Genomic DNA, 16,540 nt, shown 5'->3' on the forward strand with positions numbered 1-16,540 from the left:
CAGCGGCTCATCCGCGAGCAGCCATTGCGGCTCGCCCGCCAATACGCGCGCCAGCAGCACGCGTGCGCGCTCGCCCCCCGACAGTTCGCCGACGCGGCGTTCCGCGAACTGCTCGGTGTCGGTCGCCGCCATCGCCGCGAGCACCGCGGCGAGGTCTTCCGCCACACCGGCGCGGTGCGGCAAGCGGCCGAGCGCCACGACGTCGCGCGCCGGCATGTTCCAGGCAACGTCACCCGATTGCGGTAGGTAGCCGATCGTCCGTGCGCGGTCGTCGCGGCGCATCGCGGCGATCGCGCGGCCGTCGATCGCGATCTTGCCCGCGCTCGGCGCGATCAGCCCGGCGGCGGCACGGAGCAGACTGGTCTTGCCCGCGCCATTGGGCCCCAGGATCACGGTGATGCGGCCGGCGGCGAACGCGGCACTGGCATCGGCCAGCACCCGGCGCCCGCGCAGATCCAAGGTCACACGGTCGAGAGTCAGCGCCATTGCTTGGCTCCCTCGCGGAACAGCAAGGCCAGGAAGAAGGGCGCACCGATCAGCGCCATGGCGACGCCCAGCCGCACCTCGCCCGCGCCCGGCGCGAGCCGGCACAAGCTGTCGGCGGCGAGCGTCAGCGCGGCGCCACCCAATGCGCTCGGCACCAATAACGCCGACGGCTTGGCGCCGAACACCGGGCGCAACAGATGCGGCACGACCAGCCCGACGAACCCGACCACGCCGGTCACCGCGACTCCCGCCCCGACCGCCAGCCCGGTGCCGATCACCACTTGCCAGCGCAGCCGACCGAGATTGGCACCGAGTGACCGCGCGGCATCCTCGCCCAGCGCCAGCGCGTCGAGCGCTGGCCCCGTGAACAGCATCAACAGCACACCCGCACCGATGAATGGCGCCGCCATCAGCACGTCGTCGGGTCCGCGATCCGTCAGCGCGCCCATCAGCCAGTCGATCGCCTCGGCAATGGCATAAGGATTGGGCGCGATCGAGATCAGAAAGGCGGTCAGCGCGCCGGCCAGGCTGGCGAGCACGGTGCCGGCGAGCACGAACACCACCGGCGTCTCGGCGCGCGCGGTCAGCATCGCCAGCAGCGCCATCGCGCCGCCTGCCCCCGCCATCGCCCAACCGAACTGGCCGAGCCAGCCGGCGCCGAATCCCAGCACGATCGAAGCCACCGCGCCCAAAGCCGCGCAGGACGACACGCCGATCACCGTCGGATCGGCGAGCGGGTTCCTCAGATAGCCCTGCAATACCGCGCCGGACAGGCCGAGCGCGGCCCCGAGCAGCACGCCGAGCACCGCGCGCGGAATGCGCAATTCGGCGATGATCGCCCAGCGCGGATCGTGGCCGAACCACGCGTCGAGCGGGATCCATTGCTTGCCGGCCATCAGCGACAGCGCGAACAGCGCCGCGGTTAGCAATGCGAGCAGCCCAAGGCGAAGCGCGCGGCTCATGACAGCGCTCGCGCCCGGATCGCAGCGAGCGTGCGCAGCGCCGGGATGATGGTCGGCCCGCCGCAATTGACCAATTGGCGCGGGAACCGCTCCTCGATCACCTGGTATCCCGCCATGCCGAGAACGCGGCGGCGCAAAGATGCGGTGCGGCCATCGGGGTCGGGATCGAGCACGATGCGCGGCGGATGCGCGACCAGGCTCTCGATCGGCACGTTACCCGAGAAAGCCAGGCCGAAATCCTTGCTGGCGTCGCCCAGCCCGGCGAGGCCGACCATCTCGGTCAGCAGGCTGGGACCGGCATTGGCGAAACTGTCGGAAATGTAGAGCAAGGTCGCCGGCCGGCGGCCGTCGCGCGGCGCGGCGGCGGCCACCGCCTGGTCGATCCGCGCGATCAACCGCTCGCCCGCCGCTGGTTCGCGCACTGCCGCGGCGACGCTGCGGATCTGGTCGCGGCTGGCGGCGACATTGGTCGGCGAATCGAGCGTCAGCACCTTGAGCCCGGCGCGGCGATAGGCAGCCAGCGTCGTCTTGGGGGTGAAGCTCGACGCCACCACCAGATCGGGCTTGAGCGCGATCACCTCCTCGGCGGTCCCGGCGGTGGCGCGATAGCGCCGCGCGAGCCCGATCGGGATCGAGGTCGCGCCCTGTTCCTGCGAATAATGGCTGATCGCCGTGACCTTGCCCGGCGCCAGCGCGAGCAGCAATTGGTCCGAACAGGGATTGGTCGAGACGATCCCCCCGGTCGTGGCGGGCTGCGCGCTCGCGCACCCCGCCAGCCCGAGGGCGATCAAGGCGATCAAAGGCTTCAATTGAACTTCAAGCGAATGCCGCCATAGGCCGCGCGGCCCGGTGTGCTGTAGCCGCGCACCAATGTGTACTTCTCATCGAACAGATTATCCACGCGGCCATAGATCGAGAATTTGTCGCCGATCGGGAAGTCCGCGCGCAACCCCACGATCGTATAGCCGTCGAGCCGGTTGAGATTGGCGGCATCGTCGAAGCTGTCGCCTACGGTCAGCACGGTCGCGCCGACGCCGAGGCCGATCGGCGTCTTCCAGTCGATCGACGCGCTGATCGACTGGTGCGGCCGCCGTGCGAGGTCATTGCCGAAATTGACGTCGGCCCGGGCGCGGTTCTTGGCATCGATGAAGCTGTACGCCGCGCTCAGCGTCAGCGTGCTGGACGGCCGCATGTTGAGCGCCACCTCAACACCCTCGGCGCGCGCGCGATCGATATTGCCATAGCTGAACGTGCCCGGGTCATAATCGATCTGGTTGATGGTATCGCGATGGAACCAGGTCGCGCTGGCGCTGACCGTATTGCCGATCAGCTTCTGCTCGATCCCGATATCGTAGCTGCGCGCAGTCTCCGGCTTGAGGTCCTTGTTGCCAAGCCCGAACGGGCCGTAGAGTTGATAGAGCGTCGGCGCCTTGAACCCCTCGGCGTAACTCGCACGAATCGTCGTCTCTGTCGGCAGCGTATAGACCGCATTCGCGCCCCAGGTGGTGTGCCCGCCAAACGCCGAATCGTCGTCGTAGCGGAGGCCGCCGGTGATGGTCAGGCGATCGATCGGCGAGAGGATCGCCTCGCCATAGAAGCTGGTTACCCCGCGCGACTTGAACAGGGTGCCGTCATTGAACCGCGTCGTCTCATGCTCGGCGCCGGCGACGAGGCGGACCTGGTCGATCACCTGGAAGTCGCCCTGATATTGATATCGCTCGCTGCGACCGCGCGCGAGGAAGCTCGGCGTCGTGCTGCTGAACGACGGATCGAAATTGTCGCGGTTGATATCGGCGATGGTGAAGGCGACGCGGTTCTTGAACCGGCCGTTCAGGAAGGCTGCATTGAGCCCGGCATAACCGTAGAGTTCCTGGGTTTTTGCATATTCGGCATCGTCTACCGGCAGATAGGGGGGGACGAAGGCGAAGCCGTCGATATCGACCTTGCTGTGGGCGTAGTAACCTCGCAGATCGAGGCTGATATTGTCGGAGAGGGCGATTTGGACGCGACCGGTCGCGCCGAACTGGCGATAGCCATCGGGCTCGGTGCCGGAAGCCGCAGTGGAAATGCCGTCAGTCTTGAGATAGCCGGCATTGAGCGACGCAGCGATGATCCCGCTTTTCCCCGACACGCCGCCATTGGCGAAGACCGTATCGAAGCTGCCATATTCGACATTGCCGCGCGCCTGGAGGCCATAGCCGGGCTGCATCGTGGTGACGTTGACGACGCCGCCGATCGCCTGGCTGCCCCATGGCACCGAGTTCGGGCCACGCAGCACTTCGACGCGGTCGATCGACCCTGCGAGCAAATTGGCGAAGTCGAACGCGCCGCCTGGCGACGAGGGGTCGTTGACGCGGACGCCATCGATTAAGGTCAGCGTCTGCGAATCCTCGGCGCCGCGAATGCGGACGGCAGTCAAGGCACCGAGCCCGCCGTTGCGCGACACGGTCACGCCCGGTGTCGTCGCGAGCAGATCGGACAAGGCGACGGTCTGGCGCTGCTCGATCGTCTGGCGGTCGATCACGGTCACCGCCTGACCGATATCCTCGGGCGACTGCGGCACGCCGGTTGCGGTGACGACGATATCGTCCTTGCGAATGGTAGGGAGGAGGACGATGTCTTGGTCAGCCGGCGTCTCCTGCGCCCAAGCGGGTATTGCGGTGGCGATCGCGGCAATTGCCGACGTCGCGAGAATCGAAAACTTCAACATTGGACATGCCCCTTTGGTGGGGCCGCGGAGTCCGGGCGCCTGAACGCGACACCCGGACCTTACGGCCCGGTTCATGTCGCTCACGCGAGGGATATCCCTCGTTCGCCCGGCACACCCCGTCCGCGCAAAGGATCGACCGTGGCGGGCAGGTCTCCTGGCTTCCGGGTCATCGCGTCCGCCCCGCCTTCCCGACCGCGAGGTCAGTGGCATTATTGGGGCGACCGCTCTCCGGTCACAGTTGCGGGGGCAGCGCCGGCATTTCGACCGGACTTCCCTTTTGCTTCCCCTTGCGGGGAACCCGTCACGGCGCGGCGTCTATGCCGCAGCGCGGCAAAGCGCAAGCGGCGCCTGGTTTTAGAACTCGAACGCGGTCTGCGCGGCGGGAGGCGGCTCGGTCGCAACCCCCTCGATCTCGAGCATGCGGACCTTGGCAAGCGCGCCGCCGGGCGCCGAGAAACCATGGACCCGACTGCCCGCCGCAAGCACGCGATGACACGGAACGATCAGCGGGATCGGATTCCTCGCCATCGCCTGGCCGACAGCACGCGCCGCTTCCGGCCCCGCGCCCAACTCCCTGGCGACCGCGCCATAGGTCATCGTCTCGCCGCGGCCGATCGCGCGGACGCGGTCATAGACCCGCGCAAAGAACGGCTCCTGCTCGCCGAGATCGATCGCGACCGCGTCGAAGTCGACCGGCTCGCCGGCGAAATAGCGGATCGCATCGGCGATCACCGCGGCGATGGCGGGCGGCGGGTCGCCAGCGACGGCGTCGGGCAAGCGGCGAAGCAACGACCATTCGGCGTCGCGCGCGGACTCCCCGGGCAAGCGAAAGGCAGTGACCGCATCGCCACTCCACGCGATCGCGGCGATGCCGTGCGCGGTCTCGAAGACGCGGTAGCGATGGAGCGTGGCCATGATAGCAAGATCGGCGACCGGATCGCTCAAATCAACCGTGCGCATGAGCCGCGCTGTTCGATAGTTTACCCGGCTTCCACCTTGGCCGATTCGGGCAGATCGTAGCGGCGCTTGTCCTCATCCTCGACGCCATTCTTGACCCACGCCCCGTGCGCATGCGCGGTCGCGACCACGTGCCAGTCGTCATGACCAGGCCAGCTCTTCACGCGGATCACCTGGTGCGCGAAGGCGCGGTCGGGCTCCATCATCACCCAGGCGAGCGGGCGGTCGAGCGTGGCGCGGTCACCCGCCGCCTTCATCGCCGCGCGAATACGGGTGGCGCTGTCCTCCGGCAGATATTGCCACACTACCGAATGCATCAGCACGCGCGTCACCCCGACTTGTTGCGGTTCGGCGAGTCGCGCCTCGATCCAGTCGGCGGCGTCGGCCTGGACCAGATCGACCGGCTTTGCGCGCTGCATCGCGATCGCCTTGCGCAGCCGCTCGGCGCGGAGCGGCGTTTCCGCCCAGACATAGGCGGCCAGCCGCGCCTCGACCGCGGGATCGGTGGCGTCGAGCGGGCGAACGTCGCAGCCCCGCACCGAGACGATCTCGATCGGCGCCGCCACGGGCGGCTCACCGCGCCATTCGGGCGCAATCGTCACCGGCGCAGCGGCGGGGCCGACCCTCACGCCGCCAAGATCGAAGGCATAACGATCGATCAACAGGTTGAGCCCGGCGCTCGATCCGATTTCGAGCAGGTCGATTTTCGGGCCATATCGCCGCGCGATCTCGAGCAACCCGACGATCAGCGCGCCCGATCGGCCCGGCTCGTTGGTCTGCGGCGGCCCATCGAGCCAGGGCAGCAGGAAATCGTCATGCACGGCCAGCGCAGCGTTCACCGCCGCCGCAATCGCGTCCTGGTCGCTCGTCTCGCCGCGAAACACCGCCGCCAACCCCGAATCGGCACCTGCCTGCACCAGTGCGTGCAGCCCACCGATGAACCTGAGCGGTAGCGCGTCGCGCGTCGGCTCGCCCGGCCAGTCGAGGATGCGGGCGCCGGTGCGGCTGTCGTGTGTCAGGCCGTCGGCGATCGCGGCACACAATCGCGCATAGATCGGCGCGTCCATGTTGCGGCAATAGAATTCCTGGATCCGGAACGCCTCGCGATTGCCCGCCTCGTCGGCCATGCCGCCTCCTCATATCCAGTCCCGGCGCGCTAACCCGCGCGACCTTCCATAGATTGCTGTCCTTCGGAGGGTCGGGCGGGGAAGCGCGCCGGCGCGGCAGAGCCGCTGAAAGCGGAGCCACCAGGATGCATTGCGCCTTCGCAGGTGCACAAGTAAAGCCCCGCCATGGCGCAACCCCTAGTCATTGCCGTCCCCAAGGGCCGCATCCTGTCGGAAGCCGTACCGCTGCTCGTGCGTGCCGGCGTCGAGCCCGAGGCGGCATTCTCCGACGAGGACAGCCGCGCGCTGCGGTTCGCGACCAATAATCCCGGCATCGATTTGATCCGCGTCCGCGCGTTCGACGTCGCAACGTTCGTCGCGCATGGTGCCGCGCAGATCGGCATCGTCGGCTCCGACGTGCTCGCCGAATTCGACTATCCCGAGCTCTATGCGCCGGTCGACCTGGGCATCGGCCATTGCCGCTTGTCGGTCGCCGAACCGGCCGAAATGGCTGCGGCCGACGATCCTCGCGGCTGGAGCCATGTCCGCGTCGCGACCAAATATCCGCATGTGACGCAGCGCCATTTCGAGGCCCGCGGCGTGCAGGCAGAATGCGTCAAGCTGAACGGCGCGATGGAATTGGCGCCGACTCTGGGGCTCGCACCGCGCATCGTCGACCTCGTCTCGTCGGGCCGCACGCTCAAGGAGAATGGCTTGGTCGAGGTCGAGGTGATCGCCGAGGTCACCAGCCGCCTGATCGTCAACCGCGCCGCGTTCAAGACGCGGCCGGAACTGGTGCCGTTGGTCGATGCGTTCCGGCGGGCGGTGGAGAAGCGCGATGCGGCATAAGCATGGTCTTAGCCCCTCCCCTTCAGGGGAGGGGTCGGGGGTGGGGCGGCGCCTCGCAGAGGGCATCGCTTGTGACTCCCCCACCCCAACCCCTCCCCTGAAGGAGAGGGGCTTTTAGATGATCAAGCTCTCCACATCCGAACCCGGCTTCGATCGCCAGTTCCAGGCCCTGGTCGATGCGCGGCGCGAAGCCGACAGCGATGTCGCGCGCGACGTGCGCACCATCGTCGCCAGCGTGCGCGACGAAGGCGACGCCGCGGTCCACGCCTTCACCCGCAAGTTCGACCATCACGATCTCAACGAGACCGGCTGGCGGATCGAACGCGCCGAATGGCTCGCCGCGCACGAAGCGCTGGCACCCGAATTGCGCGACGCGCTCGAACTCGCCGCCGAGCGGATCGCCGCCTACCATATCAAGCAGAAGCCCGAGGACCGCGACGAGATCGACGCGGTCGGCGCGCGGCTCGGCGCGCGGTGGCGCGGAGTCGACGCGGCGGGGATTTACGTCCCCGGTGGCCGCGCGGCCTATCCCAGCTCGGTGCTGATGAACGCGATTCCCGCCAAGGTCGCGGGCGTCGAGCGATTGGTGATGGTCACCCCGACCCCCAATGGCGAGGTCAATCCGCTGGTGCTCGCCGCCGCGCACGTCGCCGGTGTCGACGAGGTATGGCGAATCGGCGGGGCACAGGCCGTCGCCGCGCTTGCCTATGGCACCGGGCGGATCGCGCCGGTCGACGTGGTGTGCGGCCCCGGCAATGCCTGGGTCGCGGAGGCCAAGCGCCAGCTCTACGGCGTGGTCGGGATCGACATGGTCGCCGGCCCGAGCGAAATCGTCGTCGTCGCCGACGGCAAGAACGACCCCGATTGGATCGCCGCCGATCTGTTGAGCCAGGCCGAGCACGACCCGTCGAGCCAGTCGATCCTGTTCACCGACGACGCTGCTCTGGCGCGCGCGGTGGCGGAAGCGGTCGACCTTCAGATCGGCGAGCTGGCGACCGCCAAAGTCGCACGCGCGAGCTGGGACGCGAACGGCGCGATCATCGTCACCGCCGACCTGGTCGAGGCGATGCCGCTGGTCAATCGGCTCGCGCCCGAGCATCTCGAACTCGCCTGCGACGAGGCCGATGCGCTGTTCGACATGGTCAAACATGCCGGATCGGTGTTCATCGGCCGCTACACGCCCGAAGCGGTGGGCGATTATGTCGCCGGGCCCAATCATGTCCTGCCGACCGGCCGCCGCGCGCGGTTTTCGAGCGGATTGTCGGTGCTCGACTTCATGAAGCGCACCAGTTTCCTCTCGCTCGATCCGGCCTCGCTCGCCGCGATCGGGCCCGCCGCGGTCACCTTGGCGGAAGCCGAGGGCCTGCCCGCCCACGCCCGCTCGGTCGCGCTGCGACTGCGCTGAACCCCCTTCCCTTCGACAATCACCCGCCGAACGGTCTAAAGGCACCGCAATGACGACTCATGCTACTTCTCGCACCGCCGGCCGGTCCAAGGCGCGCTCCGCCGCGCGGCTCGCCGCGACCCAGGCGCTCTATCAGCACGACATGGACGGGACGGCCGTCGTCTCGTTGCTCCACGAATTCCACCAGCACCGCCTCGGCGCGACGATCGAGGACGCCGAATATGCCGAGGCCGATATCGACTTCTTCGACGATCTGGTGACGGGCGCGCTGGCGCGGATCGGCGAGATCGATGCGCTGATCTCGGCCAACGTCACGGCCGACTGGAAGATCGAGCGGCTCGACAAATTGATGAAGGCGATCCTGCGCGCCGGGACCTATGAATTGCTCGCGCGCAAGGACGTGGCGGTCGGCACCGTTATCAACGAATATCTCGATGTCACCGACGCCTTTTACGAACGCCGCGAAAAGGGCTTCGTCAACGGCATTCTCGACGGCGTCGCCAAGAGCGCGCGAGCCTGACCGGCGGCGCGGATGGCGAAGATCGTCAATCTCAACCGCGCCCGCAAGGCGAAAGCGCGCGACGAGGCCCAGGCGACCGCCGCCGCGAACCGCACCGCACACGGCCGCACCAAGGCCGAGAAGCAGGCCGCCAAGGCGGAAGCCGAGCGGCGCACCCGCGAGCTGGACGGCGCGAAACGTGAGCCATGAAGCGGCGCGCGTGACCGAAGCCGATTTCATCGCCGCACTGCGCAAGCTTCCGCTTCACCCCGGCGCGCATGACCTGCGCGACGATAATGCGACGATCGGCGGGTTGACCGTCACCACCGATACTATCGTCGAGGGCGTCCATTTCCTGCCAGACGATCCGCCGGGCGACGTCGCCTGGAAACTGCTCGCGGTGAATCTGTCCGACCTCGCCGCCAAGGGCGCGCGGATCGAGGGCGTGCTGCTCAATTATCCGCTGTCGAGCGACGCGTGGGATCGTGCGTTCCTCGATGGCCTGCGCGCGGCGCTCGACGCGTTCGACTGTTCGCTGATCGGCGGGGACACGGTGTCGCTTCCGGCGAACGCGCCCCGCGTGTTGACGCTGACGGCGATCGGGCGCGACGCGCCCGCGCCACTACGCTCGAGCGCTCAGGCCGGCGACGCGCTTTGGGTCACGGGGACGATCGGTGACGCCGGAGCAGGCCTTCGGATCGCGCAGGGAGCGCCAGGCCCGCAAGCGCTGCTCGCTCGCTATCGTCGTCCGATGCCGCGTCTCGCCGAGGGATTCAGGCTGGCCCCAATTGTCCATGCGATGATGGATGTGTCGGACGGGTTGTTGATCGACGCGAGCCGCATAGCCGCAGCCTCGGGCCTGGCGGTCACCATCGAACTCGCCGCTTTGCCCCTCTCTCCGGACTATCTGGCCTTTGCCGGCGCCGATCTCGCTGCGCACCTCGCTGCGGCAACCGCTGGGGACGATTATGAACTTCTGTTCGCCTTGCCGGCCGCCGACGAGCCGCCTGTCGGCGCGTTTCGGGTAGGCCACTTCTATGAAGGCAATGGAATCGTGCTCACTTGGCAGGGCGAGCCCATCCCACTGCCCTCCAGACTGGGGTTTCAGCACTGAACTTTAGGGCGCTTGCGCTCTCTCGATCCCCGCTTATACCTCCTGCCCACCTTCGGGAAAGTTCGCGAGCGCCATTCGGCGCTACGTGTCTAATAGGGGAAGAGGAATGACGATTGTCTATGCGGCCATCGTCTGCGGCCTGATCGCCGTAGTCTATGGCTTCATCACCAGTCAGCAGGTGCTCCGCGCGCCGGCCGGCAACGAGAAGATGCAAGATATCGCCGCCGCCATTCAGGAAGGCGCCAAGGCCTATCTCGGCCGCCAATATACCACCATCGCGATCGTCGGCGTCATCGTCGCCGTGATCCTGTTCTTCACGCTCGGCCTCTTGTCGACCGTGGCGTTCCTGATCGGCGCGGTACTGTCGGGCATCGCCGGGTTCATCGGCATGAACATCTCGGTTCGCGCCAACGTGCGGACCGCGGAGGCCGCGCGCACCTCGCTGCAGGGCGGGCTGACCATGGCGTTCCGCTCGGGCGCGATCACCGGCATGCTGGTGGCGGGCCTCGGTCTGCTCTCGATCGCCGGCATCTTCTGGTACCTGACCGGGGTCAAGCATCTCGAGCCGGGCGATCATGAGATCGTCGCCGCGCTGACCGCGCTGGCCTTCGGCGCCTCGCTGATCTCGATCTTCGCACGTCTGGGCGGCGGTATCTTCACCAAGGCCGCGGACGTCGGCGCCGACCTGGTCGGCAAGGTCGAAGCGGGCATTCCCGAGGACGATCCCCGCAACCCTGCAACGATCGCGGACAATGTCGGCGACAATGTCGGCGATTGCGCCGGCATGGCCGCCGACCTGTTCGAGACTTATGTCGTCACGATCGGCCTGACGATGGTGTCGATCGCGCTGCTGCTGTCGGGCGCGCCCAATCTGTTCGCGCTGATGGCACTGCCGCTGATCGTCGGCGGCGTGTGCATCATCACCTCGATCATCGGCACCTATTTCGTCCGGCTCGGCAAGGGCGAGTCGATCATGGGCGCGTTGTACAAGGGGTTCTGGACCACCGTCGTCCTCTCGGCCTTCGCCATCTTCGGCGCCGAGAAATGGGTGCTCGGCGACCTCAACGCCGCGATCGGCACGGTCGGCGACAAGAGCTTCACCGGCATGTCGCTCTTCTATTGCATGCTGATCGGCCTGGCGGTGACCGGCCTGCTGGTGTGGATCACCGAATATTACACCGGCACCAATTATCGCCCGGTCAAGTCGATCGCCAAGGCGTCGACCACCGGCCACGGCACCAACGTCATCCAGGGGCTGGCGATCAGCCTCGAATCGACCGCGCTGCCGACGCTCGTCATCGTCGTCGCGGTGATCGCGACGTACCAGCTGGCCGGGATCATCGGTGTGGCCTTCGCCGCCACTTCGCTGCTCGCGCTCGCCGGCATGGTGGTCGCGCTCGACGCTTACGGCCCGGTCACCGACAATGCCGGCGGCATTGCCGAAATGGCGGGGCTGCCCGACGACGTGCGGCACCGTACCGATGCGCTCGACGCAGTAGGCAACACGACCAAAGCGGTGACCAAGGGCTATGCGATCGGATCTGCGGCGCTCGCCGCACTCGTGCTGTTCGGCGCCTATACGACCGACCTCGATCGCTATGCGACGCAGCTCGGCATCGGGAAGATCAACTTCGAGCTGAGCAATCCCTATGTCATCGTCGGGTTGTTGCTCGGCGCGCTGCTTCCCTATCTGTTCGGCGCGTTCGGCATGACCGCGGTCGGCCGGGCGGCGGGATCGGTGGTCGAGGACGTTCGTGCGCAGTTCGCCGCGGACAAGGGGATCATGGAAGGGACCAGCCGCCCCAATTACGGTCGCACCGTCGACATCGTGACGAAGGCGGCGATCAAGGAAATGATCATCCCATCGCTGTTGCCGGTGCTGAGTCCGGTCGTGGTGTTCTTCGTCATCCAGGCGGTCGCCAATCGTGAGGAGGGCTTCGCCACGGTCGGCGCGATGCTGCTCGGCGTGATCGTCTCCGGCCTGTTCGTCGCCATCTCGATGACCTCGGGCGGCGGTGCCTGGGACAATGCCAAGAAGTATATCGAAGACGGCAATTACGGCGGCAAGGGCTCCGAAGCCCATAAGGCCGCGGTCACCGGCGATACCGTGGGCGATCCGTACAAGGATACGGCCGGCCCTGCGGTCAACCCGATGATCAAGATCACCAACATCGTCGCGTTGCTGCTGCTCGCGGCGCTGGCCGCGCACGGCGTCGGCTAAGCGATAATGCCCCGTCCGGCCGTTGCGTCGGACGGGGCATATCGTTCTTTTCGGACATAAAAGTGGATCAGGGGCAGCTTGTCTGCCCCTTTTTCGTTGCTAGACTGGCATGGGGCACCGGGGGGAAAGCCATGTTCGGACGTATCATATCGATTGCGGCGGCAGCCGCGCTGTTTCCAGCCATCACCGCGGCGTCGGCGCAAGACGCCAAGCCGGTGGCACCGTCACCGGAATCAAAGCCAGCATCGGCCGCGGCCAACGCTGGCCCACCTCCCGCCGCCGCCTTCGCGCAATTGCCGTTCATCGAGGCGCCGTCGCTGTCGCCCGACGGTACGCGCATCGCCGCGCGGATCGCGATCCAGGGCAAGATGCGACTGGCGATCATCCCGCTCGCCGACACCACCAAGCTCAAGCTGCTCGATCCGGGCGATTTCGAGCTGACCAGCTGGAAATGGGTCAACAACGACTGGCTGTTGCTCCGCGCCGGAGAGATGCAGCCGGTTGAGGGCGACAGCTGGTATGTCAGTCGCGCGTTCGGTGTCCGAGCCGATGGCGGCAAGATCAATGTCCTGGCGACACCGACGACCGGCCAGAATGGCGCCGATATATTGTGGATCGCGCGCGACGGCAGTCCACATGTCCTGATCGCAATGCAGAACTCGATCTATATGGACGAGAATTTCTGGCCGCAGGTGCGCGACTTCGACGTCTCGACCGGCAAGAGCAAGATCGTCCAGGCTTCGACCACCAACGTGATGGACTGGTATGCCGATACTGCCGGAACGGTCAGGATGGGCATCGCCTATGACGATGATCGGCGATCGTACCGCACGCTGTACCGCACACAAGCCGGAGGCTCGCTGAAAACGATCGCTCGCACCACCGGCAAGGGCAGCACGCTCAGCACCTTGCCGGCATTGATCCTGCCGCAATCGGGCAAGGCGATTGCGATCGATGATGCCGACGGGTTCGACGCGGTCTACGATTTCGATCTCGACACGATGAAGATCGGCGCCAAGATCTTCGATTCCCCAGGCTATGACGTTGACGGGCCCTTTCTCGACCCGACGGGCACGAAGCTGATGGGATTCCAATATACCGACACGCGATCGCGCACGAAGTGGCTCGACCCGACGCTGGCGCAGGTTCAGGCCGATCTCGACAAAGCGGTCCCCAATCTGTGGCCCGATATCGTGTCGTGGAGCAGCGACCTCAGCGTGTTGATCGTGCATATCGGCGCGGCCGATAGCGCCGGGGCCTATTATCTCTATCGTCCAGCCGACGGGCGAATGTCGGTCTTCGCGACGATCAACTCTACGCTCGGCACCAGGACCTATGCGCCGGTCAAGACCGTCCGCTACACCGCACGCGACGGGACCGAAATGTCCGCGGTGCTGACATTGCCCAGGGGACGCGAGGCGAAGAACCTCCCACTGATCCTGATGCCGCATGGCGGCCCGGCGGTTCGCGACGACGAAGAATGGGATTGGTGGACGCAATTCCTGGCGAGCCGCGGTTACGCCGTGCTCCAGCCCAATTATCGCGGCTCGACCGGCTTCGGCACCAAGTTCAACAAGCTCGGCGAAGGCCAATGGGGCCTGAAAATGCAGGACGATCTGGTCGATGCGGTCGGCTGGGCCGCGAAACAGGGGATCGCCGACCCCAAGCGCGTGTGCATCGTCGGTGCTTCCTATGGCGGCTATGCGGCATTTCGCGCGGCGCAACGCGACAAGGGCGTCTATCGCTGCGCGGTGTCCTTTGCGGGCGTGTCCGACATGACGGCGATGCTGCGCTACGACGGATCGTTCCTCAACGGCGGCCGCAACAAGGACTATCTGCGCAAGCAGGCTCCCGATTTGAAGGCGGTCTCGCCGATCAACTTCGCCGCGGATTTCTCGACGCCGATCCTGATCATGCACGGCAAGACCGATCAGGTCGTGCCGGTCAAGCAATCGCGCGAAATGGTCGAGAGACTGAAAGCCGCGGGCGCGACCTATCGCTATGTCGAGCAGCCTCTGGGCGACCACCATTTCACGCGCCAGGCCGACCGGCTGCAATTCCTGGAGGAACTCGAGGCGTTCCTGACCAAATATAATCCGTCGTGACGGCATATCCGACGTGGGCAATATGTTGCCTGTCACGGATGTGCGTTACTAGTCGATCATTGATAGAGGCAGGGGGCAGCCTTTCATGAAGACACTTCATCGCGTGGTGCTTGGCGCGGCGGCATCGATCGTCTTGGCCGGGACAATGGCGTCGGGGCAAATGCCGCCGGCAAGTAGCGATTGGGCGACCAAGACCGTTCCGCTGGAGGTCCTGGCGCAGTTTCCGATGATCACCCAGCCGCGCATGAGCCCCGACGGCAAATGGATCGCAACGCGGATCAGGGCCAGCGGCGAACAAGTGCTCGCGATCGTGCCGGTGAAGCCGGGCGAGGCCAAGGCCGAGGTCATCGCCCGCAACGGTGAGGCGATCAAGGACAAGGAAGGTGATCGCCAGATCGTCGACTATCGCTGGGCCGACGCCGATCATCTGGTCATCACATTCGATACACGCGAGAATTTCTACGGACGTTGGATCGACGACGTCCGCTACGCTTCGTACAACCGCACGACCAAAAAGATACTCCCCCTCGGGTGGGACAAGTCGATCGGCTCCACCGAAATGTTGTGGCTGTCCAACTCGGGCAAGCCGCACATGCTGCTTCAGCGTATTCTATGGGACACCAACTCGACGCGCGGTCCGGATACCGAACTGACCGGAAATCCGGAAGTCATCGACGTGGATCTCGATACGGGAAATACGACGACCGTGATGCCGCATAACGCGGTGATCGAAGACTGGACCGCCGATGCCGACGGCGTCGTGCGCATTGGCACCGCCCGCGACGCGGATTCGGGCAAAATGCAGGTCTATTATCGCACCGGCACAAGCCAGCAGTTGAAGAAGATCTTCGACGGGACGCCCGATCGCTATGGCGAACTCGCCATACCCTCGCTTTTCCTGGCGGGCGGCACCAAGGCCTACGCTTATGGCAAGGACGGCGGATATCGCTCGCTGTACGAATTCGACCTTGCCACGATGAAGCTGGGCAAGAAGGTCTTCGGTGTGCCGGGATATGATATCGGGGGGGCTGCACTGACCCCCGATCGCTCCGCGTTGCTCGGCGTGACCTATACGACCGGTCGCGAGCATTGGACCTATTTCGATCCGCGGATGAAAGAGATTCAGGGCCTGCTCGAGGAAAGCTTCGGCAAGGACAACGTGTTGATCGCGACCGCCGATGCCAAGCGCGAGACGATCCTGTTCCGCGTCGCGAAGATGGGACAGGCTGAGACCTGGTACATTTTCGATACGGTGTCGGGAGGCATCGGGCGCTTCGCTTACGGCAACGACACGCTGAAGGACGCGATGCTCAATCCGGTGTCGGTCGTGACCTATCCGGCATCGGACGGGAAGAAGATCGAAGCGATCCTGACCATGCCGCGCCATCGGTCCGGTCAAAGGAATCTGCCACTGATCGTGTTGCCGCATGGCGGTCCTTGGGCTCGCGACGATGCCGACTGGGATGCCTATGGCTGGGCGCAATCGCTCGCCGAGCTCGGCTATGTCGTGATCCAGCCCAATTATCGCGGCTCGACCGGCTATGGCAGCGATTGGGAGAAGGCGTCCGAAAAGGCCTGGGGCTATCGGATGCAGGATGATCTGAACGACGCCATTCCCTGGCTCGCCGGCCAGGGAATCGCCGATCCCAAGCGTGTCTGCATGTTCGGCTGGTCCTATGGCGGCTATGCGGCATCGCGTGCCGCAGAGCGGGATGGCGACAAATATCGCTGCGCTATCAGCGGCGCCGGCGTCCACGACCTGATCGCGATGCAGCGGTACGACAAATCGTATCTCGGCCGCTATGGCGCGAAGATGGGCATGGGGTCGGCGAGCGGCGACCTGGAAGACGCGTCACCCGGTCTTCATCCGGAAAAATATTCGATCCCGATCCTGATCGTCCAGGGGGCCAAGGACGTCCGCGTCCCGCCCGCCCAGGCGCGCGATCTGGTGGCGCGGCTGAAAAAAGCGGGGAAAGTGGAAGGCAAGGACTTCTTCTACCTCGAACAGCCGCTCAATACGCACAATCTGTTGCGCGAAGCCGATCGCGTGCAGCTGATGCAGGAGGTCAAGAAGTTCCTCGACCGTTTCAACCCGGCGACCTGACCGCAGCCGGTTGACGCCCCGC

Annotated in this window: 14 protein-coding genes and 1 riboswitch; of the genes, 8 read left to right on the top strand and 6 right to left on the bottom strand. The window is 65.9% G+C overall.

The window, feature by feature from the left end; all coding sequences use genetic code 11:
• From SMA01S_RS19900 to SMA01S_RS19925, 6 genes are all read right to left on the bottom strand, one after another.
• Positions 1 to 486 (bottom strand): ABC transporter ATP-binding protein (locus SMA01S_RS19900; RefSeq protein ID WP_157094054.1); only part of this gene is annotated, 486 nt, incomplete at its 3' end.
• On the bottom strand, positions 477 to 1,448 hold the full coding sequence (locus tag SMA01S_RS19905; RefSeq protein WP_066826605.1) for a FecCD family ABC transporter permease: 972 nt from the start codon (positions 1,446 to 1,448) through the stop codon (positions 477 to 479). The genes SMA01S_RS19900 and SMA01S_RS19905, both read right to left, overlap by 10 nt.
• Positions 1,445 to 2,257: an ABC transporter substrate-binding protein gene (locus SMA01S_RS19910; protein ID WP_066826607.1), complete on the bottom strand. Its 813-nt coding sequence runs from the start codon at positions 2,255 to 2,257 to the stop codon at positions 1,445 to 1,447. Before SMA01S_RS19910 ends, SMA01S_RS19905 begins: the two co-directional genes overlap by 4 nt.
• The gene (locus SMA01S_RS19915; RefSeq protein WP_066826612.1) at positions 2,254 to 4,158 is read right to left on the bottom strand and encodes a TonB-dependent receptor plug domain-containing protein; all 1,905 of its coding nucleotides are present in this window, start codon (positions 4,156 to 4,158) and stop codon (positions 2,254 to 2,256) included. Before SMA01S_RS19915 ends, SMA01S_RS19910 begins: the two co-directional genes overlap by 4 nt.
• A 127-nt stretch (positions 4,159 to 4,285) precedes the next feature.
• Positions 4,286 to 4,475: riboswitch (cobalamin riboswitch) on the bottom strand.
• 37 nt (positions 4,476 to 4,512) lie between these two features.
• Positions 4,513 to 5,073 carry a methylated-DNA--[protein]-cysteine S-methyltransferase gene (locus SMA01S_RS19920; RefSeq protein ID WP_066826647.1) on the bottom strand — a complete coding sequence of 187 codons (561 nt, stop codon included), beginning with the start codon at positions 5,071 to 5,073 and terminating at the stop codon, positions 4,513 to 4,515.
• A gap of 65 nt (positions 5,074 to 5,138) precedes the next feature.
• The gene (locus SMA01S_RS19925) at positions 5,139 to 6,242 is read right to left on the bottom strand and encodes a DUF2332 domain-containing protein (protein ID WP_066826614.1); all 1,104 of its coding nucleotides are present in this window, start codon (positions 6,240 to 6,242) and stop codon (positions 5,139 to 5,141) included.
• 165 nt (positions 6,243 to 6,407) lie between these two features.
• Between SMA01S_RS19925 and hisG the strand changes: the two genes are divergently transcribed.
• From hisG to SMA01S_RS19960, 8 genes are all read left to right on the top strand, one after another.
• Positions 6,408 to 7,070, top strand: a complete 663-nt coding sequence (hisG, locus tag SMA01S_RS19930; protein WP_066826616.1) for an ATP phosphoribosyltransferase — start codon at positions 6,408 to 6,410, stop codon at positions 7,068 to 7,070.
• 118 nt (positions 7,071 to 7,188) lie between these two features.
• On the top strand, positions 7,189 to 8,475 hold the full coding sequence (gene hisD / locus SMA01S_RS19935; protein ID WP_066826618.1) for a histidinol dehydrogenase: 1,287 nt from the start codon (positions 7,189 to 7,191) through the stop codon (positions 8,473 to 8,475).
• Positions 8,476 to 8,524: 49 nt separating this feature from the next.
• Entirely contained in the window at positions 8,525 to 8,995 is a 471-nt protein-coding gene (gene nusB / locus SMA01S_RS19940) for a transcription antitermination factor NusB (RefSeq protein ID WP_066826620.1), read from the top strand.
• Positions 8,996 to 9,007: 12 nt separating this feature from the next.
• Positions 9,008 to 9,184 carry a DUF4169 family protein gene (locus tag SMA01S_RS24320; RefSeq protein WP_084250471.1) on the top strand — a complete coding sequence of 59 codons (177 nt, stop codon included), beginning with the start codon at positions 9,008 to 9,010 and terminating at the stop codon, positions 9,182 to 9,184.
• Between the two features lie 10 nt (positions 9,185 to 9,194).
• Positions 9,195 to 10,088, top strand: a complete 894-nt coding sequence (thiL, locus tag SMA01S_RS19945; RefSeq protein ID WP_066826648.1) for a thiamine-phosphate kinase — start codon at positions 9,195 to 9,197, stop codon at positions 10,086 to 10,088.
• Between the two features lie 106 nt (positions 10,089 to 10,194).
• A complete protein-coding gene (locus SMA01S_RS19950; RefSeq protein WP_066826622.1) occupies positions 10,195 to 12,309 on the top strand; it encodes a sodium-translocating pyrophosphatase in 2,115 nt (704 codons plus the stop codon).
• Positions 12,310 to 12,440: 131 nt separating this feature from the next.
• Positions 12,441 to 14,414 carry an alpha/beta hydrolase family protein gene (locus tag SMA01S_RS19955; protein WP_066826624.1) on the top strand — a complete coding sequence of 658 codons (1,974 nt, stop codon included), beginning with the start codon at positions 12,441 to 12,443 and terminating at the stop codon, positions 14,412 to 14,414.
• A gap of 85 nt (positions 14,415 to 14,499) precedes the next feature.
• The gene (locus tag SMA01S_RS19960; RefSeq protein WP_066826626.1) at positions 14,500 to 16,518 is read left to right on the top strand and encodes an alpha/beta hydrolase family protein; all 2,019 of its coding nucleotides are present in this window, start codon (positions 14,500 to 14,502) and stop codon (positions 16,516 to 16,518) included.
• Positions 16,519 to 16,540: the final 22 nt, after the last annotated feature.

Source organism: Sphingomonas mali NBRC 15500 (genome assembly GCF_001598415.1).
Classification (GTDB): domain Bacteria; phylum Pseudomonadota; class Alphaproteobacteria; order Sphingomonadales; family Sphingomonadaceae; genus Sphingomonas; species Sphingomonas mali.